Source organism: Desulfobotulus sapovorans DSM 2055 (genome assembly GCF_059569355.1).
The window spans coordinates 89,358-109,946 of the sequence record NZ_JCANVJ010000001.1 but is presented as its reverse complement, the minus strand read 5'-3'; the positions used below and the strand labels follow the sequence as shown (position 1 = coordinate 109,946).

General features: G+C 49.2%; 21 protein-coding genes. 3 read left to right on the top strand and 18 right to left on the bottom strand.

Going from position 1 to position 20,589, the window contains the following annotated elements; all coding sequences use genetic code 11:
• Window positions 1–23 precede the first annotated feature (23 nt).
• The 8 genes from BR04_RS00400 to BR04_RS00365 form a co-directional block, all read right to left on the bottom strand.
• On the bottom strand, window positions 24–398 hold the full coding sequence (locus tag BR04_RS00400; RefSeq protein WP_496354000.1) for a hypothetical protein: 375 nt from the start codon (window positions 396–398) through the stop codon (window positions 24–26).
• A 125-nt stretch (window positions 399–523) separates the two neighbouring features.
• Window positions 524–1,576 (bottom strand): DUF4388 domain-containing protein, encoded by a 1,053-nt coding sequence (locus BR04_RS00395; RefSeq protein ID WP_496354442.1) that lies wholly within the window; start codon window positions 1,574–1,576, stop codon window positions 524–526.
• A 209-nt stretch (window positions 1,577–1,785) separates the two neighbouring features.
• Window positions 1,786–2,247: a hypothetical protein gene (locus BR04_RS00390; RefSeq protein ID WP_496353999.1), complete on the bottom strand. Its 462-nt coding sequence runs from the start codon at window positions 2,245–2,247 to the stop codon at window positions 1,786–1,788.
• Between the two features lie 666 nt (window positions 2,248–2,913).
• Window positions 2,914–4,095 (bottom strand): HAMP domain-containing protein, encoded by a 1,182-nt coding sequence (locus BR04_RS00385; protein ID WP_496353998.1) that lies wholly within the window; start codon window positions 4,093–4,095, stop codon window positions 2,914–2,916.
• A 15-nt stretch (window positions 4,096–4,110) separates the two neighbouring features.
• Window positions 4,111–4,647, bottom strand: a complete 537-nt coding sequence (locus tag BR04_RS00380) for a DUF8082 domain-containing protein (protein WP_496353997.1) — start codon at window positions 4,645–4,647, stop codon at window positions 4,111–4,113.
• Window positions 4,648–4,817: 170 nt separating this feature from the next.
• Entirely contained in the window at window positions 4,818–5,144 is a 327-nt protein-coding gene (locus BR04_RS00375) for a hypothetical protein (RefSeq protein ID WP_496353996.1), read from the bottom strand.
• A 314-nt stretch (window positions 5,145–5,458) separates the two neighbouring features.
• Window positions 5,459–6,073 (bottom strand): GTP-binding protein, encoded by a 615-nt coding sequence (locus BR04_RS00370; RefSeq protein WP_496353995.1) that lies wholly within the window; start codon window positions 6,071–6,073, stop codon window positions 5,459–5,461.
• 18 nt (window positions 6,074–6,091) lie between these two features.
• Complete coding sequence (locus BR04_RS00365; protein ID WP_496353994.1) at window positions 6,092–6,487, bottom strand: roadblock/LC7 domain-containing protein; 396 nt, start codon at window positions 6,485–6,487, stop codon at window positions 6,092–6,094.
• Between the two features lie 347 nt (window positions 6,488–6,834).
• Here BR04_RS00365 and BR04_RS00360 point away from each other — a divergent pair, with 347 nt between their 5' ends.
• The gene (locus BR04_RS00360; protein WP_496353993.1) at window positions 6,835–8,043 is read left to right on the top strand and encodes an ABC transporter substrate-binding protein; all 1,209 of its coding nucleotides are present in this window, start codon (window positions 6,835–6,837) and stop codon (window positions 8,041–8,043) included.
• A 194-nt stretch (window positions 8,044–8,237) separates the two neighbouring features.
• Here BR04_RS00360 and BR04_RS00355 read toward each other — a convergent pair whose 3' ends face one another.
• The 10 genes from BR04_RS00355 to BR04_RS00310 all read right to left on the bottom strand — a co-directional run bounded on the left by BR04_RS00355 (window position 8,238) and on the right by BR04_RS00310 (window position 18,384).
• On the bottom strand, window positions 8,238–10,292 hold the full coding sequence (locus tag BR04_RS00355) for an SUMF1/EgtB/PvdO family nonheme iron enzyme (protein ID WP_496353992.1): 2,055 nt from the start codon (window positions 10,290–10,292) through the stop codon (window positions 8,238–8,240).
• Between the two features lie 121 nt (window positions 10,293–10,413).
• Window positions 10,414–11,547, bottom strand: a complete 1,134-nt coding sequence (locus tag BR04_RS00350; protein WP_496353991.1) for a hypothetical protein — start codon at window positions 11,545–11,547, stop codon at window positions 10,414–10,416.
• A gap of 154 nt (window positions 11,548–11,701) precedes the next feature.
• Window positions 11,702–13,009, bottom strand: coding sequence for a hypothetical protein (locus BR04_RS00345; protein ID WP_496353990.1), 1,308 nt, complete (start codon window positions 13,007–13,009; stop codon window positions 11,702–11,704).
• A gap of 66 nt (window positions 13,010–13,075) precedes the next feature.
• Window positions 13,076–13,498: a hypothetical protein gene (locus tag BR04_RS00340; protein WP_496353989.1), complete on the bottom strand. Its 423-nt coding sequence runs from the start codon at window positions 13,496–13,498 to the stop codon at window positions 13,076–13,078.
• Window positions 13,499–13,833: 335 nt separating this feature from the next.
• Window positions 13,834–14,718, bottom strand: coding sequence for a phosphoribosylaminoimidazolesuccinocarboxamide synthase (locus tag BR04_RS00335; RefSeq protein ID WP_496353988.1), 885 nt, complete (start codon window positions 14,716–14,718; stop codon window positions 13,834–13,836).
• Between the two features lie 49 nt (window positions 14,719–14,767).
• On the bottom strand, window positions 14,768–15,274 hold the full coding sequence (locus tag BR04_RS00330; RefSeq protein ID WP_496353987.1) for a metallophosphoesterase family protein: 507 nt from the start codon (window positions 15,272–15,274) through the stop codon (window positions 14,768–14,770).
• Between the two features lie 8 nt (window positions 15,275–15,282).
• Window positions 15,283–15,648: a PilZ domain-containing protein gene (locus tag BR04_RS00325; RefSeq protein ID WP_496353986.1), complete on the bottom strand. Its 366-nt coding sequence runs from the start codon at window positions 15,646–15,648 to the stop codon at window positions 15,283–15,285.
• On the bottom strand, window positions 15,638–16,789 hold the full coding sequence (locus BR04_RS00320) for a DUF4388 domain-containing protein (RefSeq protein ID WP_496353985.1): 1,152 nt from the start codon (window positions 16,787–16,789) through the stop codon (window positions 15,638–15,640). The genes BR04_RS00325 and BR04_RS00320 overlap by 11 nt, the downstream gene beginning before the upstream one ends.
• 14 nt (window positions 16,790–16,803) lie before the next feature.
• A complete protein-coding gene (locus BR04_RS00315) occupies window positions 16,804–17,421 on the bottom strand; it encodes a GTP-binding protein (protein WP_496353984.1) in 618 nt (205 codons plus the stop codon).
• A 102-nt stretch (window positions 17,422–17,523) separates the two neighbouring features.
• The gene (locus BR04_RS00310) at window positions 17,524–18,384 is read right to left on the bottom strand and encodes a tetratricopeptide repeat protein (protein WP_496353983.1); all 861 of its coding nucleotides are present in this window, start codon (window positions 18,382–18,384) and stop codon (window positions 17,524–17,526) included.
• Between the two features lie 325 nt (window positions 18,385–18,709).
• Between BR04_RS00310 and BR04_RS00305 the strand changes: the two genes are divergently transcribed.
• Window positions 18,710–20,035, top strand: coding sequence for an FAD-dependent oxidoreductase (locus BR04_RS00305; RefSeq protein ID WP_496353982.1), 1,326 nt, complete (start codon window positions 18,710–18,712; stop codon window positions 20,033–20,035).
• Window positions 20,036–20,126: 91 nt separating this feature from the next.
• Window positions 20,127–20,567, top strand: coding sequence for an acyl-CoA thioesterase (locus tag BR04_RS00300; protein WP_496353981.1), 441 nt, complete (start codon window positions 20,127–20,129; stop codon window positions 20,565–20,567).
• The last annotated feature ends 22 nt before the right edge of the window (window positions 20,568–20,589 follow it).

Genomic DNA, 20,589 nt, shown 5'->3' with positions numbered 1-20,589 from the left:
ATGACTAAACAGAAAGACCGTTCCTAAAAACGGAAAAAACTGGCAAACCGCTTTGTTTTTCCCGCTTTTCGAAGACCCGGCATAAAGGCATCGGACACAAGACGTACCATATCCGTGGAGGCTTCACTCCCCATAACAACCAGGAGATAGTTCTCGCCCGCCCTGCGCAGAAGAATTTTCCTATGTTCAAAAAAAAATTCCACTTCCTGCATCCCTTCAAAACTTTGAATCATCCGTACGATTTCATCGGGATGCCGAAAAAAAGTCTGCCATTTTCCCGTTTCCATTCTCTCTTCAAGGACAGGAGAAAATTTCCAACCGAGCAGATCTCCCTTGGAAGAAAAAACAAGCGCCCCCTCGACATCAGAAATGGCAAGAATTTCTGCAAAAAATTTCATAACACGCTCACATCTGGATTACAGAAACGAAAAAATGCATGGTTCAGCACATCCCCATGCGCAGACGCAGACCCATCCATGGGGAACCTTGACGAAATGGGAAAATCGTATCACTGTTTTAGAGCTTAGAATACGGGAGGTGTGCGGCTTACAACACCAACAATCTGTTCACGTTTACATCCGGAAGAAACAGCAAGAACCGTATCCTGACCATCTGGAAGTATGATGGATTCCGATCCATCCCCTACGTTGAGATAACAGGCGACAAGCTTTCCAGACTCAAATATGGATCCAATCACATCCGCATGGCTGAGGAGATCCCGCCACGAGGCATCCTGATATACACTCTCAATTCCCAAAGATTCAGAGCCTATGGATTTCAGCCATCGGTGAACAGGATCAGGGGTCTCTTCTGACGATGAAGGCATTGGCAAAACAGGATTGTCCGTCTGCTTTTCAACCGTCTCAGAAGCAGGGGAGAGGGGTTCATTCTCCAGACGCTCATCTTTAAGACGCATGGCCTCCATAAGCAATGCCTGCAAATCTGCATGGATTTTCTGAACCTGAACCTTACACCGATTCTCTATCATCAAAGAAACAGGCTGCCAGGCAAGAATTTCATACGCAGCTTCTACGCCCTCCGGCCCTCCCGGAATACGTGCCTGTACAATTTCTCCACTTCTAAAAAAAAGAAGACCAAACCCCTGGCTGGGTGGATGGGTCACACGTAGGGTACAGGTTTTTTGTTCCATCTCGATCATCTGGGCAAAGGTATCCAGGGAAGTACCATTAAGAGCCCCCCCATCCCGAATACAACTCAGTGCTTTCTCAAAGGCAGCAAGAAATATTTTCGTATCCAGGGGTTTTTCAAGGAAAATACTGGCCCCTTTTCGCATTAAAATTTCACGTGTCTTGGGTCTCCCATGGGAAGAGACCACGACAACGGGTATCTCGGGGCAATAGGTATTAATATGATCCAGAAGACCAAAACCATCAAGATCAGGCAGCTGCAACTCTGTCACAAGAAGGGCAATATTCTGGGTTCGCAGATAATCGGCAGCTCCCAGACCACTGTCGACAATCCTGCATTTGAACTGACTCCCATAACCTTCTATCCACCCGGCCATCCGCCGTGCGGATTCTGTGTTCGGATCTGCAATCAGAATATTGAGATGCATCAAGTCCCGTCTCCCAAAACATTTGATAAACCCGGAAGCTGCCAGATACATTTTTGACATATACAAAAGAACGATCTGTTTTCCATAGATCTTTTCATTCTGCCTGCAGCCTTGCCCAAAAAACGTCTCGTTTCGACTTCAATAAAACAGTCTGGATTCCATTCCATCGCAGTCCTTCATAAAAATATCCATTCAGAATCAGGATATACCTATGAAAAGCGAACACTTAATACTGAAAAGTACCCCTGATGCCGTTCTTTCCATTCCTGAAACAATGGCGCAAAAGCGTCCATAAAACCTTCCTCTTCCGCCAGAACCATCAGAACACGGCAGACACCTTCAATAAGTTCCGCATCACCTGCACGTCCCTCAAAGGTCAGCGTCCCCTCACGATATTCAAGTTCTCCGGCAAAGGGATCCAGAAAATCGTAGATATCCGCCCAAGCAACACAACATTTTCTGAACAGAATTGAAAAAGGCGTTTTCTGATTACGAACCTGAGCCACCAAATTTTCAGAAATTTTCATGATATCCTGGAGCCTCTCCAGGGTCTCTTTTGTTGCGGGGAGTACACCGCCACCATCTTTTTGAGGAAGTGCCCAGATCTCAAGACGAATATCCCCCGCATTTCGAAAGCGCTCAATAAAATCGGGGAGTTCTTCCGGTTCCATCCAAAGTGCCCGTTCCCCCGGCAGACGGAATCCATACACCCTCTTTTCCCTGAAAAGAACCCAGCCCAGTTGTCTTCTCTTTTCTCCCTGTATCCGAAAATATCCCATCTGAGGACGCCCCTCATGCTGCTTTTCAAGACGGGCCAGAAGTTCATCAAGCGAAAGGGTAATGGGCATCCCCAAGGGCTGGACATGGATCAAAGATCCCCAATAAACAAGAGCATCTGAACGTACCGCATAAACGGAAACCTTAAAATGACGAGTCACCATTTCACGGTTCAGAATCTCCATTGCCGCAGCACCCGTGGATTTACCGTTCTGATCCAGAAAAATAGCACTCTGCAGACGTTCTTTATTAAAAAAAAGCAGGGCTTCTGCCATGTCATCACGAAAATAAATACAGCCGCAACCCACATCTCCGCGGTAGTAATCCAGCATACGTTTCAAAGAAAGGTAACAGCTGTTCATACCGGTGACCATAGGAGCATCATTGGGGAAGAGAATTTCGGCCATAGCATCAAACTCCAAATCATCCTGATATTTCAAAAAAACATGCAGGAGTGGTACCCCGTTTTTCCAGGGGATTCAGCTTTGAGGGGCTACGCTCAGTGTCAGCACTGTAGACCTTCCTGCACAACACAGAACAAACACTCCAGAATTTCTTCTCTACCGCCGTCGCCGTAAACGCTCTATGGAGAGTTTCAGGCTGTCCTGCATGCGTGAAATCGCATCTGCAAGATTCCCGATCTCATCTTTAGATTTGATAATAATTTCCGTCTCAAGTTCTCCGACACTGATTCGATCTGCAGCATGGGTAAGATATTTGATATTGCGGGTGATGCGGTATCCATAGATGGAAATGGACAAGCCAATGACTACCAGAGAAAAAAGAAGAATCCCAAGGTTGATATTTCTGGTCTCTAACACCATTAAAAATGCTTCAGACTCAAGATTTCTTACAGGAACGGTAAAATCATCAATATAAGCCGTACTCATGATCAGATATCGTGTTCCTTCCACGGCACTGATAACCATAAATTTCTGACGAAGCTGACCGTCACGTTCCAGCCACGTATAGTATCCTCTGGCCTCTCTGCCCAAGCGGGCCTCATCAAAAATTTTCCTGAATTCCAGAAAATACTGAGGGCCCAGGGCTGCCTGAATACTGTCCAAAACAGGAACTCCGACAAGCCTCGCATCGGGATGTGCCCATACACGGAAAGCCTGATCCCCTTCATCGGAAGCAGGCCGTTCAAACAAAACCGTATAACCTGAATCTGCAACACGCTGCACCGCAATTCGGCTGAATTCAGGATCATAGTTAAAATCCATTTTACCCAGCTCAGGATGACTCCTGAGATATATTTTGGTCTGTAAAGCAACGGAACGTGCTTTTTCCGCAATTATTTCCTCAGCCATGGTCTGAACAACCCGTGTACTCTCACCAATAATACGTTTACTCAGTTCATTCAACTGGTTCTGGGAGTACAGCCCTGATGTGGTCATCAGGAGAAGGGGAACGAGAAGAAAGAGAAAAAACATCTTGGAACGAAGCCCCATACCACGACGCTGAAAAGAAACTTCTTTAACAGTACTTCTCTTTTCTGACCCAGATCGTGCAGGAGGCGGAACCACTTTCGGCTCTTCCACAGAAGGCTGCGGTAGTTTCACTTCAGGGGCAAGCTCTGCATGTTCAGGAGTGCTCTCCAGCTGCTCCTTGGAAATCCGGATAACATGACCGCACTCCCTGCACCGTGTCTTGGCTTCATCCCCGGAAAGTCTGCCCTTGAGTTTTTCGGGATCCAGATGATAAATTTTACCACATTCTTCACAAATCAGGGTTGTCATGATATCTCCTCAGCCTTAGCGTGCCGTATCCTTAAGAAACTGAATCATTACCTGCTGAAACGCAAAGCGTTTTTCTTCTCTTGGAATTTGTCGTGCCAGCAAGTTTACCAGCTCTGGTGCCCGTCCCATTGGAAAGGCCTTCCAAGACTCCTTCATTGCTTCAACTTCATCTTCAAGCACAAGAGATGCGATAGGACCTATGGCAAGGGCCAGATGTTTCTCGAGGAAATTGAGAAATACCGATCCGGAATTTTTTTCAAATTCCTCAACAATTTCAACGACACCCGCTTCAAGAAGACGTCTCACAACCTCAACCGTCAATTGTGTGGACAGACCCGCCATCAGGGAAAGATCCGCAAGACTTCGTTTTCCGTCAATGCCCGCAAAAATCCTGAGCATATCCCTGTCCATGGAAAACTCCCGACCATTGTCATAATCACTCTGGCGAAGAATAATTTTTGACAGATCTTCTGTTGTTACACTTGTCAGATCTGAAAGATTCCCCTTGGGAATAAAAAGATTGTCTGAAATGTCATCGGAAAAAAATGCCATACCTGCCCCTTACTGCAAAAGGTTTCTGAATTTTCAATCCCCAAAGGGCCAGATGAATCAGATCCCACTCTCTGTCCTGGCATTCAGCCCCTATCCCGTCTGTATCCTGAGAATCTGCCCCTTTTCAAAATCGGGCAACCAGGGGCTGGTTTTATTCCAGGCCATCTGTTTCAACGCAGATCATCCAGAAGGCGCTTCCGGAAAATTTCCAGTTCTGCACGCACAATTTTTTGTATCTGAGTCTCCAGATTTCCAGAAGCCACCATCTTGACATCAGATTTTTTCCCCGTAATCTGCTCACGGAAAGATTGAAAACGGGCATAGTTTTCCTGAAGACTTATTTTCTTTTCTTTTTCAGAAAGGCTATCCCCCATATCCATCAGCATTCCGAGGCTCGCCTGGGTTTCTTGAAGAATTCGCAGGCTGTCCTGATGTGCATGTACTTTTTTCTGTTTAAGATAGGATCCTACAGACTCCAGCATTCTAAAAAGATTCATAAAAATCTTATCATTTTCCATTTTTTTCTGTAAACGCCGCACTTCTGAAAGATACTGATCCATTACGCTGTCACTGATCTCCCACTCCATCGAGAGCAAGAGCGCGTTCAGACCGTGCAAAAATTCCCCCCCAGGCCGATCACTGTCCGCAGAACGCATATCCGTATTCTTTTTTACGGACTCTCTACCCTTTGTCCTGGATTTTGATTTGGATACAGGGGGAGCGGGATCCTCAGATTCCATCAGAGTATCTTCATCAAAAAGATCGTCAAGACGCTTATCCAACGCTGCTGCGAGGCTGTCTGTCGTATCCGTCACTTATTTTCCTCCAGCTTTTTTTTAAGAGATCCAATGGTGATGGAAATAATCTTTTTCATGGTCAAAGCTACATTCTCTCCCGTAATAGCACTGGCTTCAATATAGGGAGCATTGATTTTTGCATTAAGATCCTGCTGCATGGTTTCAAGGGGCAAAAGCGCAATGTTATGGGCGGAAAGATCTCTTTTATTGTACTGAAAAACCAAGGGAATCCTGGCAAGATCCTTGTTAAAAGAGCGCAGATTCTCTTCCAGATTCTGCAAAGAACGGATATTCATCTCTCGCCTCAAGGCCATTGAATCCGCGACAAAAACAATACCATCAACACCTCTTAAGACAAGCTTTCGGGTGGCATTGTATTTTACCTGCCCTGGTACGGTATAAAACTGTATCTTGATGTTGTAATCGTTGATGGTTCCAATATCCAGGGGAAGAAAATCAAAAAACAGTGTCCGGTCACCATAGGTTTTGACCGTGACCATTTCTGACTTGATGCGGCTTTTGAATTTTTGATTGATATATTCAAGATTGGTTGTCTTGCCGCCTCGCCCAGGGCCATAATATACAATTTTAACCTGGACTTCTTTTTTTTTAGGATTGATCAGCGCCAAGGTAAACCTCCGTTTTTTTTATCCAAAGAGGGATTCAATTTTCCTTACGGCTTCATTGACTTTCAAACGGAGAAAACCAAGGGACACTTCTTTTCCGAAGATTGAAAGCAAAAGCAAATCATCGGTAACCTTGCTGAAATGGATACTATCCGTCTCACCCTTATGAAAAAGCAATGAAAATTCCTGCTCCCCAATCAGGTTGGCCATGGCACTCACAGCACCAAAATTTCCCGCCGCCAGTGCTGCCAGAGAATAGATATCATGCTGGTTACTGCCATTATCGAGATTGACAATGACATTCCCTGCAAGATCCAGCAAAATGACATTGCTCACCCCAAGATTAATCAGCTCTTCCTCAAGAATGTTTTCAATCTTATCAATCTGACGCCTGTCCAAATCAAGGGTAAACTCCATAGTCCCTTCCTCGAATGCTTCTTTAGGTCATGAGTGCCAATGTCCGGCCTTTAATTATAAATAAAAACAAGACATTGAAGTCCATCCAAAGCCCTCTTTGCCCGCTTCCGGTGCAAAATCTGCCTGTCACATAATTTTTAAATCCATGAAACTTTGAATCTGGTATATAACCTAGTTTAGCAAAGGAAGCAAACCTTAAGTTTTTATAAGTTTCTAAAGATCTTGGGGCAGAACACACTGCAAATCCATACATCAAAATTCCGCTTCCTTGACAAAAGACAGCTCCTGATCGTATGTATGCATATTATTATAAAGTTACTCTGAAAAACAAGAGAAATGGTGATGCCATGCTATCCAGAACAAATTCAAGGTATTCAGGTTTTACCCTTGTATTCTGTACACTTCTTCTTTGCTGTCTTTTCCATCCTCTGGCCTGGGGAGAAAACGCTTCCGCCCCTCTCCTCAAACTTGGCATGAGCCTTCCCCTCACGGGAAAAAATGCGATCCATGCCCGCAAGTGGCTTCAGGGGATGGAAACCGCCATTGCAGAGATCAACCGCAAAGGTGGTCTTCATAAAAAACAGCTGAAGCTACTGGCCCTGGATGATGCGGGATCCCCTGAAAAGTGCAGAGAGAACCTGAAAAAACTGACCGGGGAAGAAAAGATTTTTGCCCTTATCGGAGGCTTTGGATCCCATGGTACGCGGGACGCGATTCTCCACGCGGAAAATACATCCACCCTTTTTTTCGGCAGCAGCACAGGGCTGCGTTCTTCCATCATCTCTGCCAAATCCCATACATTTTCCCTCAGACCTGATATTTTCACGGAAGTGCAGAAACTTGTTTACAAATTTATTGATGAAACGGGTAAAAACAGGGTTTCCATCTTTCATGGTACCCAGGAATACGGAAGTGAATATCTTTCTGCTCTGCGCGGTGCCTTGGAAAAAAAAGAACTCCATATCCACAGTTCAGCCGCAGTAAATGCAGAAACCAGCCCTGCTGACGCTGCTGAAAGCCTGCTCTTCTCAAGGCCGGATATGATTCTGATCACTGCGGATCCGGAAGAGACCGCCAGTTTCATACGGCATATCAGAAATACAAATGGAGAGATTGTTCTGCTGGTTCTTTCCCACACCGATCCCATATCCCTGGCCGATATCCTCATGAACCGTGGCGTTGGTGTGGTTCTCAGCGAAGCCGTTCCCTTCCCCTATTATCGCAGAATCCCCGCTGTCAATGCCTATGCGGCTGCTGTCGAGGCCTTTAGATCTGAAAATCCTGCCATTGCCATTGAAACGGATTTTCCCGGCTTTGAAGCCTACCTCAATGTCCGTGCCTTTGCCCATATTCTACAGCAGGCAAAGTCTCTGGAACCAGAGGCCTTTGTCCAAAGTGCCCACAAACAGTTCGATGTGGATCTTGGTGGATTCCGCTTTACCTTTTCAGAAGATAACCACACAGGTTCAGATCAGATCTATCTCATCCAGATTGCTCCTGGGGGATTTGTGGCTCCCATACGTTCCTTCTCAGAAATCTATGCCTTTCATCCCTAAGCAAAAACGGCAGACCAGTACCAAGACTCCGCCCCCCCGGACTGGCCTGGCTGATGAAAGCCTGCCTTATGGGACTGGCGTATTGCGTTCTTGATCTTTTTTCAGAAATTTCAAACGACCCAATCTGACCACAGTCGTTAATGTGCCAAGCCAGCACAGTCACACACTAAAAAACCGTCAGCAATTATTGCCGTTCATTGTACTTCAGGACGAATGACCAAGCGAAAGCCCACATGACCATAGGCAGATGCCGGATCAAGGCTGTGGCGCTTGGCGACACGGCTTGCATCCAGATCCGAGTCCCATCCGCCACCCCGGACAATCCGCTTCTGTCCGAAATCAGGCCCGGATGGATCCCGAAATGCACCCTCTCCTTCCGGATAGTTTCCATACCAGTCCCGACACCACTCCCACATATTCCCATGCATATCCCATAAACCCCAACGATTGGGGAGGAGTGATCCCGCACGCAGAACCTCTTTTCTGTAATTTCCAGCCTCACAACCAGGCCGAAAGGAATTGGCCGCAAAATTGGCCTGAGTGTCCAGCAAACAGTCCCCGTAGGCATAGGTTGTACCTGTACCAGCCCTTGCCGCATATTCCCATTCCGCTTCCGTCGGCAGATCGTAAAAAACGCCTTCCTTCTGCCGCAGCCATTGGATAAAGGCCTGCACATCGTTGTAGGAGACCGCACTGACGGGCAATCTGTCCTTCAAAGGGTACCCCGGGTTCCGCCAGGTATAGGCAGGATCCTGAACCCATCGAAATCCACCTTCCAGACCATAAGCACCTCTGCCGACTTCCGCTTCGCTTTTGTACCCCGTAGCATCAACAAAAGCCTGCCAATGCTCAGCAAGTACTTCATGGGTCTGCATGAAAAAGGGTTTTGAAATAAAAACCCTATGCTGGGTTTCATCGCTGGCTCTGCGGACTTCATTGTCCGGACTCCCCATGAGGAACTCACCGGTATTCATTCTGGCAAATCCCATATTCAGGGTATTTTTATAACTGGGCAAAAGGGAAAGCACAGCTTCAAGCTCCGTCTTTTTCCCTGCCTCCACACGGAATTCAATACGCTGATCCACATGAAAGGGTGCCGTCAAAAGCAAGATATAGTCTCCAGGAGCAAGGTACATCCCCGGTACATAGATCCTGTCCCTGCCCTCCAGAACCATTCTGGCCTTTTCTGGAACAACATGAACAAAAAGCTGGCCTTCCCGTGGTTTTTCGGGAACAGGATTCAGACTGATCTGCCGCTCCTCACCCGGACTCAACCGAATCTCTTCCCGGAGATCATCATAACCAGGCGCACTGATATCAAGACGATATATCCCCGCTTCCAGGGCCGCAATCCGGAGAGGCAACAGACCATGATCCTGGCCGTTGATGCGAAGTCTGGCTCCCTCCGCACGGGATCGGATTTCCAGGCTGGCACGGAGAATTTCCTGAGGCGGGGCTGCAGCAGCAGGAGGAGCTACCGTCACCATGGGAGGTGCTATCGGTTTTTTCCATTCAAAAACAAGATCACCACCATTTTTTTTCCCCGTACGCAGCACTCTGTACTGAATTTTTCCACCAGCTGCCCTGACCAGAGGAGCCAGACCTTCAAAAAGCTTCTGGCCCTCAACCCCACCTTCCAGTTCGGGGAGAAGACCCAAAAGGCCACTGACCAACAGACCATTTTCAGAACCTTCCGGATCTTTTCCCCCCTCTTTCACCAAAAGGGTATGGGCATAGCCTTCTTTTCCACCTGGAAAAACCCTGCCCCCCACCTCAGCAACAACGGGGCCAAGGGCGTTGTCAGGAAAGGGGGCATCGGAAATCAGGAGCACCCGTCTGGATTCCGTATTGCGAAGAATCTGCTGTATGGCGTTTACCTCAATATAACTCTGGGTATCTCCGCGCCTGGCGTCCGCTCCCAGCCACCAGCCATAGCCATAAAGCGTTTCCACCTCTGCCGCACCGGAAAAATAAATGACAAGGCCATCATCGGGTCTTGCGGATCTCGCGAGAGTCTCAAGACTTCTGATAACAGCTGCCTTGCTTGCAGATCCTCCTAAAAGACGCGTCACCCTGAAATCCAGATGCTTTTCGAGATAATCCCCTAAAGATGCGGCATCTTTGGAAGATCGCGCCGGAAATTTGATTTCCTTATCCTGATACCCATCTATCCCAATAACAAGGGCCCGATTTTCTCCTGCAAAAACAGTGGCACCCCACATCATGGGCAGCAGCAGGAAAATAAACAAGACTCCCGGACGTAAAAAAAATTTTCCCCTATGTGCATGGACTATGAAATTCATGGATTTTCACACCTCTGCCGGTATTATCAGCCTGATAGGAATGCCCCCGAAAAAGGACAGATCCGGACTACTCACCGGTAAAATGGGGATTGCTTTTCAGCACAGCCCTGTTTTCTCCACCTGAAATAATGGAACGCTCCCCTTCAGCCTTGTTGTGGCGCCCGGCAACCGTGGCCGAAAAATTACCTCCCACCTGATTGCCCTCTCCTCCCATGGCAAAGGAACCCTTCCCAGTAACACTGTTCCCACTGCCTGCAAGAGCAGCGCCGTAAGCACCTTCAACCCTGTGCCCACTGCCTGAAAGAATGCTTCCGTAGGTGGTACACTGATGGCCTTCACCGATAATCAGGTTATGGGAACCCGTAATTTTTTCAGGGCTGTTGTAGCCAATAATCAGATTGCCACTGCCATTGGCGCTGGCGGTTTTTCCCTCCCCATTGAGAAGAACCAGATTCATCCCCTGAAACTGCAAATCCTGCCCTGTCCGCTGAATGCCATCAAGAAGCCTGGTGAGACGGGCCACCTGGGCCTCAAGCTGAACAATTCTCTGCTGTAGCTGCTCATTATCCGGGCCTGTTACAGCCGCCGTGCTTACGGCCACGGCTCCCAGAAGAAGGGGCTGCACCAGATTGATATCCGCCTTGGCCTCCAGTGCAGCCTTCAGCTCAGATCTGCGTACAAGGGAAGGATCAAGGCGCTCTGCTGGAAGTACACCTGTCAGGGTGCTCAGATCATGGCTGTGTTTTTTATCCGCTTTTTCCGAAAGCATCTGCTTCCATTTTCTCTGGGTAAAAACAGGAACACAGTCCGCAACACCCATTTCCCTGAAATAGCCACAGATTCCTGCATCATCAATGCGCTCGTACGTCGCAATATCCGTAGCCCCCACAAAAAGAAGATAGGGGAAATTACGGGGGATGAGGAGACTTGTGGCACCACGTTCAAAAAGCACCATGGCAACGGCTGGAGTATCCGGCTGAATGGTGGCTGCGTAGGCAACAGCCGTATATTTGTCACTTAAATCAAAAAAATCCCGGATACCTTCCATACGGATACTGCGGTTCCGTTTGGCCTGACGCTGCACCACCTGAGACTGGGCCTGATTCAAAGCCTCCACCACCCCCGGGCCATCCTCCAGCTCCAGAAGAAGGGCCACGTCCTTTTCCGTATGCACAGCCGTGGCTCCCGCCTGCAAAACCATCCATATCCAGCAACAACACGCCGCGCATATTCCCTTGAGCAAGACCCTGACTGTCATGGCTTCCCCCCCCTTGATGCAATGGCAGCACCCCATCCTCTCCGGGACTGAGGTGCTGCCAGGTTTCATCGGATGACACAGTCTTTCAGATAAAACATCAGAAACTTACAGTCATTTTACCTGCAACGAGGAACCAGTTTTCTGAAGTGTTGACCTTCCCGTCCGTATCAGAGTTGGTATCCTTCATAAGAATGGCGGCACCATTCATGGCATGGCCCTCCAGCTTGAAGACCCAGTTCTCCGTGACATCAAAACGGAAGGTGAGGGCCGTATCCTTCAGCCAGGCGTCATGCTCACGGTACCCGGCCGCGTATCTGGGATTAACCTGGACATTATTACTATAGACGGGAAGATTGTTCTTTCCGTCTTTATCATCCTTGTCCGCATAATATTCGGAATAGGACAAACCCACTTCCAGCCAGTCCGTAAAACGGTAGGCCAGGGCCGCATAGTATCCTTCCGTATCCAGATCGACCTTTTTCTGGGAATTGATAATGTTCACAAAAACAGCATCCCCAGATTTTCCAAGGGTATTGAACTCATAGCTGGCCGCCATGTATTCGGTCACAAAGGTGAAAGGGCCACGGATATACTCAAGTGAGGCGGTATTTACTTTGGAATTGGTCGTGGTTCTTACCTTTGCGTTCCACTTCTGATCCATCTGGTAAAAGCCCCCATCCGTATCAAATTCCACAACCCAGGCTGTGGTACTGAGACGAAGTCCGTTCAGGGGAGTATTCCATACAAGTCCGCCAGTATAGGCATACTTGGTATGGGTGGATTCCGGTGTGGCAAGAATTCTTTTCAAAAGCGACTGATCCTTGGTGCTGGTCACAACACCACCATCCACGGGAAAGTCCGTCTCTCCCCCCTGAAACTGGTAGGCAAGGGAACCGGCCCTGCCCATATAGATATCCCCATACACTTCCGCACCGCTGATGGCGGCAACGGTGTCCCTCCATGCTTCATTATAGACGCTCTGGGGCAGGAAGATGCTGTTCCGGAGCATGTCAATATCGCGGGTGGTGTTGTACAGACCATGGATCAGTTTCATTTTACCAAAACGGATCCCCGCCCAGTCCTTCCAGCGGTAATCGGCAAAGCCCCAGTCAATTTCAGGATCTCCGCTGCCGAATTCCCCCAGGTTACGGGCAAAAATCTGAATCCCCACACGAAGTTTATCACTTACCTGGCTGCTCACGTTGATACCAAACTCATTGAAGCGGGTACTGCCGTCGGATGTTCTTGCAAAAAAGTTGTTGTTGTCACTTTTCAGATAGCCCTGGGAAATAAAACCATGCAGGGTGACACCACCATAAAAATCATCCCCAAACTCGACAGCCATTGCCGGAACGGCCATACAGACCAAACACAGGCCCGCCAGAAATCCTTTTAATTTTTTCATCGGTCTACTCCTCCCCATATGTAATCCGTGAGATATTTTTAAACATAAAGCCCATCACCTTCTTTCTTAAGGATTCACACCCAATACCTTCACCTCATCTGTGCGTGTTTCCTCAGGTACAAAGCCAATCGCCCCCGGTGTATTGGCCACAAATTTCACCACATCACTGGATTTATCGTACATGGGAGGCATCTGTCCCTTCCCCGTAAAAACCTGTCTTTTCCAGTGCTGTGCAAACTGGGAAGAAGAGGTGCCCACATAGGCCGACAGAAAAGCATCCATGGTATCATCCTTCAAAACCACAAAATTGACCCGGCTTCCATCCTCCCACCGGCTCATGCTTCCCAGATAGATACGTTTCACATCATCTTTGGAAAGGCTTGCTGCGGGAACACTGCGATTGGCAATCACAAGGATATCTGCAATGGCACTCCCTACAAAACATGCCAGAAGCAACAGCACCCAGCCCCCCATTTTCAAAAATTTCATCATCCGGCCTCCTGCTTCTTGAATAATTATGAAAATAAAAACCCTGACTCCCGCCCAGAACCTTTCACCCGGAGACCCTTTTCATGGACAAAATTCTCCATAACTTGCCGGGGAACATTTTACATGCTTCGGGCGTACAAAAGCGGCACTGCTGTGAACGATGTTTGTCCTTATAAATAAAAAAACATCATTTTGTCAAATCTTCCATGCAGCCCCAACCTTCCGTTACGAAGGATCCCGAATTTTTCCACCAGAAGAAACCTGCGGGATGAACTCCGGAAAACGTTTACTTCTTAACGCCATTATGAATAAAACAAACCCGGCATCCCCTGTTTTCAGGCCCTTCCACTCAAAAGCACAAGGGCTTCCTCATATTTTTCAGCTGTCTTACGGATCACCTCCTCCGGAAGAGCCGGACCCGGGCTTTCCTTATTCCAGTCCAGAGTTTCCAGGTAATCCCGCACAAACTGCTTGTCAAAGCTCTGCTGTCCGCCTCCGGGAACATACCCCGCAACCGGCCAGAAACGGGAAGAATCCGGCGTCAGGACTTCATCTATCAGAATCAGTCTGTCATCCACAAAACCAAATTCAAATTTGGTGTCCGCAATGATAATCCCCTTTTCAAGGGCATAGGCCGCAGCTTTGCTGTAAATGGCAAGACTTAAATCCCGCACCTGCTCTGCCGTCTCTCTGCCCACACGATCCACAGCTTCCTTAAAGGAGATGTTGATATCATGATCCCCCACATCTGCCTTGGTGGATGGGGTGAAAATAGGCTCAGGCAGACGGTCAGACTCCTGAAGACCGGGGGGCAGGCCAATCCCGCAGACCGTGTGGTCTTTCTTGTAAGACTTCCATCCGGAACCGGAAAGATAGCCCCGTACCACACATTCTATGGAAAGGGGCTGGGCCTTTTTCACCCACATGGTCCGATCCCGCAGATACGCCGCATGGGACTGGCAGACTTCCGGGAAATCCTCCACATTTCCACTGATCAGGTGGTTATCCACAAGGGATTTCATTTGCTCAAACCAGAAAAGGGAGAGCTGGGTCAAAACCCGTCCCTTCCCAGGAATCCCATCGGGTAAAACCACATCAAAGGCAGATATCCGATCCGAGGTCACCATAAGATAACTGTCCCCCAGATCATAGATATCTCGAACCTTTCCACTTCTCAGGGGAGTCAGACCGCTGAGAGGGATTTGGGAAGAAGTGCTCATCCGAAATACTCCTTTCATCAAAAATTTGAGTTGTATTCCTGCCAGAAATCTAGCGGTGCACAGGAAAAATGTCCCCGCTGATAACGCCATCGGGAGAGATTGTCAATATACCGACACTTCCTGACCATGGCCCCTTCCGATTGTCCGAAAAACTGCCCGGATTGAACATCAGCACTCCCTCTGAAAGGGTGCATTCCGGAACATGGGTATGTCCGAAGACAACGGCATTCACATTGTCAAAAGACTCCCTGGCCCTCAGGAGAACACCGCTGCGTTCTCCCCAGCCATGAATCAGACCAATATGTACCGGGCCAATGGCAATCGTACGGGATATGGGATGGCAGGCCCGGATTTCCGGGCCGTCACAATTTCCCGCCACAGCCAGAACTTCCACATCGTCAAAAACATCAAGCACGGCAGGGCCAATCACGTCCCCTGCATGGAGGATCAGGGAAACATCGGCAAAAAGCCCCGCTCTCAGGGAAAGCAGGGCTGCATCCGGGACTTTCATATGGGTATCAGACAATACCCCTATACGGACAGAACCAGGCTTCATGGTCAGATCTACTCCCTTTCCGCCTCAAACCGCTCGATAAAAAGGGAAAGCAGCCTTGCCTGAGGGCCTGTCATGGGCAAAAAGGCCATACCCACATGCAGTACCTGGGTATCCTTTTTTTGTATGTGGGCGGCAAATGCCTCAAGCTCCAGAATATCATCCCCAATACCTATGGAAAGCTGCATACGGCAATCCTGGGGAATGGGGGCATGAATTTCCAGAAGAACCCCTCCCCTGCTGATATTCAGGGTTTTTCCCATACCCTGAACGGTAATTCTGCCATTTTCTCCAAAAATACAGAAATAGACAAGGTTCCTGGTTTCGGGCCGGAAAGGGAACCTCCTTTTTTCAGACAGATTCTGACTATGCACCATGAGATCTTCCTTTATCTTCTATGGCATCGCTAATAAGTTCCAGCGTCGTCTGTACCGCACTCACAGAAAAACCCAGCATCTTACGGAATGTGGGAGAAAGCCTGTCCCAGATCATGGCCGCTTCACTGCTTCCAAAGGGGAGAATCCGGGCTTTGCCATCTCCGAAAAAGGCAAGTCCATCCCGGCAGACATGGGTTGCAGGCATGGGATCTGCAAAAACGGATCCTTCAGAAAAGGTCATCAGCTCAGAAAAGCCATCCCCATATTTATACCCCAGGGCTGCCCGACCGCCTTCCACACGAAAAAAGGAAGTTGCGGAAATCCCCTCTGAGCGTCGCAGAATCTGCCAGGACGGGGATAGGGAAGGCGGCATTTCCGCCGTTACCCGCAAACGGGCCAGGGTATCTCCCAGAAGGTTCATCTGCCGATCCACCCCTAAAATCACATCCCTTACAACAGGCCCCAGGGTGGTAAACTCCCGGGCCAGCCTCTGGGAATCCAGCACCCCGAGCAGCACCTCTCCCACCACATGGATGGTGGCACTGCGTGGCCGGTTCATAAGGGCAAAACTCGCTGCACTGCCGATAAAAGCCCCCTTGCCAAGGCAGAAAAGGGGAACACTGCGTCCCCCCATCTCTTTGTAGAGCTGCACCCTGCCTTCAAGAATCACCCAGATCCAGGATCCAAATCGCCCCTGCCGTACCACAACCGCGCCTTCATTATGAAATTCCTCATCCACCACATCGCTGTATTCTATGGTAGGCCCCTTCAGGCAAACATCCTTTGCAGGCACTTTGTCAGAAGGCATGTTCAGGGTATGCAGTTCATCCATCTGCCGCAGGGCATCCAGAAGCAGCCCCGTCAAATTGCGGTGGATTTTTCGGGGAGTATGGATCTCTCCGGGCACAAACAAAAAACGGCCCTCATGCCAGGTGAAAAGGGTATGAAAGGCTTTTTCCCCTTCCGTGATCCCGACTCTGGCATCAAAAACCTCACCATTTTTCATAAAAATGATGCCATCCGCACCATTTTCCGCAAAAATACGCAGCTCTCCCCCCGTAGCAGCAGATCCGAGAAACTGCAGAAGATCCGCCAGACCCACAAAGGACAGTCTTCCGGAAAGTACATCCGCACTTTGCATGCCCACTCCCTATCCTATTTTCCGGCCCAGTCCAGTTCTTTCTGAAGATGGCGCAGAGTTGCTTCAATACAGGCTTTCAGGGTTTTGCCCACCCCGGTTCCCGTTACCGCACTGGCGGGAAAAGAGGGTACCTTCAACTGACGGTTCAAGTCCTTTTCCATCTGCTCCATGGACATAATGGGCAGGCCCGCATCGGCAAGATCCCTTTTATTGTACTGTAAAATCAGAGGCACCTTGGTAATGCTGAGGCCATAGGACTTGAGATTTTCATGCAGATCCTTGAGGGACAGCATGTTCTTTTCCCTGCGTACGGCCAGGGAGTCTGCAACAAAAACAAGACCATCGGCGCCTTTCAGTACCAGCTTCCTTGTGGAAGCATACTGGGGCTGACCGGGTACCGTAAAAAGCTGCACCTTCACATCACAGCCATGAATCTTTCCAAGTCCCATGGGAAGAAAATCAAAGAAGAGTGTTCTGTCCCCTTCCGTATCAATGGAGACCAGATCCCCTTCCATCTGCTGACGGAAAAGCTTGTGAATGGTTTCGAGATTGGTGGTTTTACCACATCTTCCAGGGCCATAGTAGACAATCTTGCACTCAATGACCCGCTTCTGCATATTAAAAACGGCCATGAAGCCCCTCCAGTGTCATTTTTTTTCCTTTTCCCAGAAAGCCTTTAAGGATCGGCGCTGTGAACAGATCAGGTCTTGGTTTCAGTCCGGTCTTGGTTTCAATCAGGTCTTGATTTCAATATTGAGGCACCAGTCCCCTTTTTTAGGCCCGGAATCAATCTGGTGCTTGGATGCCACAATTCCCGACCCCCTGAAAACAGCCACGGGAGAGTAGCACCGCATGTCATTCAGCCTCAGGCCTACCTGCAGATCCTCAATCAGTTTCCGATCCTTGCTGGAAATAATGAGACTGACGAGGTTACCGGACTGAAAACTCACATCCAGCTCCACCTGCTCTCCAGGATTTTCAGGTACATTTTCCAGACGGATTCCCACGGAACTGACGGGAAGCAGCTCCATTTCCTCATCATCAAAAGCCTCCACACCGGAAGCCATGGCAGGGACAAGACTGCGGCACCGGGCCAGACTTTTTTCCTCTAACAGTCCCTGCTGCTCCCACTTGCGCAGCAGATCCGCCGCCTCTTTTTCCCGCTCGTCTTTGACCATTGCCGTAATCAGGCCGATGGCGGCTTCGTCCCGCACCTCCTTTTTCTTCAGCAGTACGGAAAAAAGAGTGATGGCAGCCGTATAGGAACCGTAACGGGCAAGAAGTCTTGCCTTGTCCAGACGCATTTCCGGAGGCGTCTCCTCCGTATCCGGAAGCAGGGTATTGACCAGCTCCGACTCCCTGGTCGTAAAGGTACGCTTTTCATTTTTTTCGGAAGTTGCAGCAATTTTTTCATCCAGCTCAGCCAGTTTTTCCTGGATATCGGCAAGAATGGCTTCCCGATTCCGCAGTACCTCAAGGGTCTGCACAAGTCTCGCCAGTTCTTCCAGACAGGAACGGGCCTCATCGAAAAGCCCCTGGGAACTGTATAGACGTGCTTCCTTGACAAGCGCCTGAAATTTTTCTTTCACCTGCATGAATCCCCCGCCACAGTTCTTGGTGTTGGGTTTTGCATCAAAGCCTGCAACCTAGCAGAAGCCGCAGGGGAGTACAATCCTTTCTGGCCGCCCCTCCTGCCACAGCTCCGTAAAAAACCCTGAAGACACAGCACAGACCGGCAATTCCGCCTGAAATCTCCATGAAAGTGCTAAAAGATGTATCCTCAGGTTGTTCCCGGGAAAAATCCGGTATAAAAGGGGCCTGATGGGGCAGCCCTGCGGTAAGGGCAGACATGCCCGCTCTTCCAGGCCCAGTCAGCCGGTCTTTTTCAAAAAAAACATTCATATAAAAGGGTAAGCACACATGACAACATCCCCCTATGATGTCCTGATTGTCGGAGGTGGCATTTCAGGAACTTCACTTCTGTATACCCTGGCAAGGTATACGGATCTGAAAAATATAGCCCTCCTTGAAAAGTATGAAGACCTCTCCCTGGTCAATTCTGCGGCGACCAACAACTCCCAGACCCTGCACTGCGGAGACATTGAAACCAATTACTCCCTTGAAAAGGCCCTGCGGGTGAACAAGGGAGCCCAGATGCTGATCCATTATGCAAAGGCCCAGAAAAATACCGATGGGCTGATGAGAAAATATTCCAAAATGGTTCTCGGTGTCGGGCCTGAAGAATGCGCCCTCTTAAGAAAAAGATTTGCTCTTTTCAGCCCCCACTTTCCCACTATGTGCCTCTGGGAAAAAAATGACATCGCCCGCATTGAGCCTGCTGTGGTCAAAGACAGAACAGAAGAGATTGTGGCCCTTGGCGTGGAAAACGACTATACGGCTGTGGACTATTATGCCCTGGCCCACTCCTTTGTCCGGAATGCCAAGAAAGAAACCGGAAAAAATATTGACCTGCGTCTTGGAGAAACGGTGCTCTCCATCACCGAAACGCAAGGGGGCTATCGTGTCACAACCCAGAAGGAAACCCTCCACACCAGATTTGTTGTGGTTTCTGCGGGTGGGCATTCCCTTCTCTTTGCCCAGCGCATGGGATACGGTCATGAGTTCAGCTGTCTGCCCGTGGGAGGTTCTTATTATTTCACGCCCCAGTACCTGAACGGCAAAGTTTACACCGTCCAGAACGATAAACTCCCCTTTGCCGCCATCCACGGAGACCCCGACGTCACCGTACCCGGTCTCACACGTATCGGGCCCACCGCCCTGCTGCTTCCCATGCTGGAACGCTACAACATCCGAACCGTTGCAGACTTTTTCCGGGTTCTGAAACTGGACAGGGGAGTGCTCAAGGTGCTCTTCAGTCTCTATGGCGTGAGCGATATCCGCAATTACATTCTCAAAAACTTTCTCTTTGAAATCCCCTATATCAACAAGCGTCTTTTCCTGAAGGATGTCAGAAAAATCATTCCTTCCGCAAAACTTAAAGATCTCACCTTTGCCAAAGGTTTCGGAGGATTAAGACCTCAGCTTATTGACAAAAAAAAGGGAGAGCTTCTTCTCGGGGAAGCCAAAATTGATACGGGCAAGGGGATTACCTTCAACATGACGCCTTCCCCCGGCGGTACGGTCTGCCTTGAAAATGCCTACAAGGATCTCAGGATTGTGGTCGATTACCTGGGATGCAGTTTTGATGCCGACCGGTTTGACAAGGAACTGCTCCAGACCCCCTGAAATACAGCACCTTCCCTGTACCCTTCCCCTGTCCGCTGCTGCACCGTGCAGGGGAAGGACTCATGGAAACCGCTGGACAGAAAGAAAAATCATGCTGGAATTTGAACCTGTTTTTCCCCACGAAACCCGGATGCGCATTCCCATGGCCATGGTCGATCCGGGGAACGTGGTCTACCACAGCCGTTACCTGGATCTTTACCATGACGCCCGGGATCAATATATGGAAGCTGCGGGATATGATTACCGGACAATCATGGACAAGGGAATGCACCTTGCCGTGGTGGATGCCCATCTGCTCTACAAAAGACCCGTCAGATACCTTGATACCATTTCCGTCAAAACCCGTGTCGCCTGGATGCGAAGCCGCAGTCTCGGGGTGGTGCAGGAAATCTGGAAAAAAGACAATGAAAAGGCTTTTCTCTGCAACAGTGCCACCATCAGTCTCACCTGCATCGGCCCGGACTTTACCGCCACCCACATTCCCCAGGAACTGGCGGATACCCTGACGCGCTTTCAGGGAGGCCCCTTCTGAAGGAAGACACGGATCTGGAGAA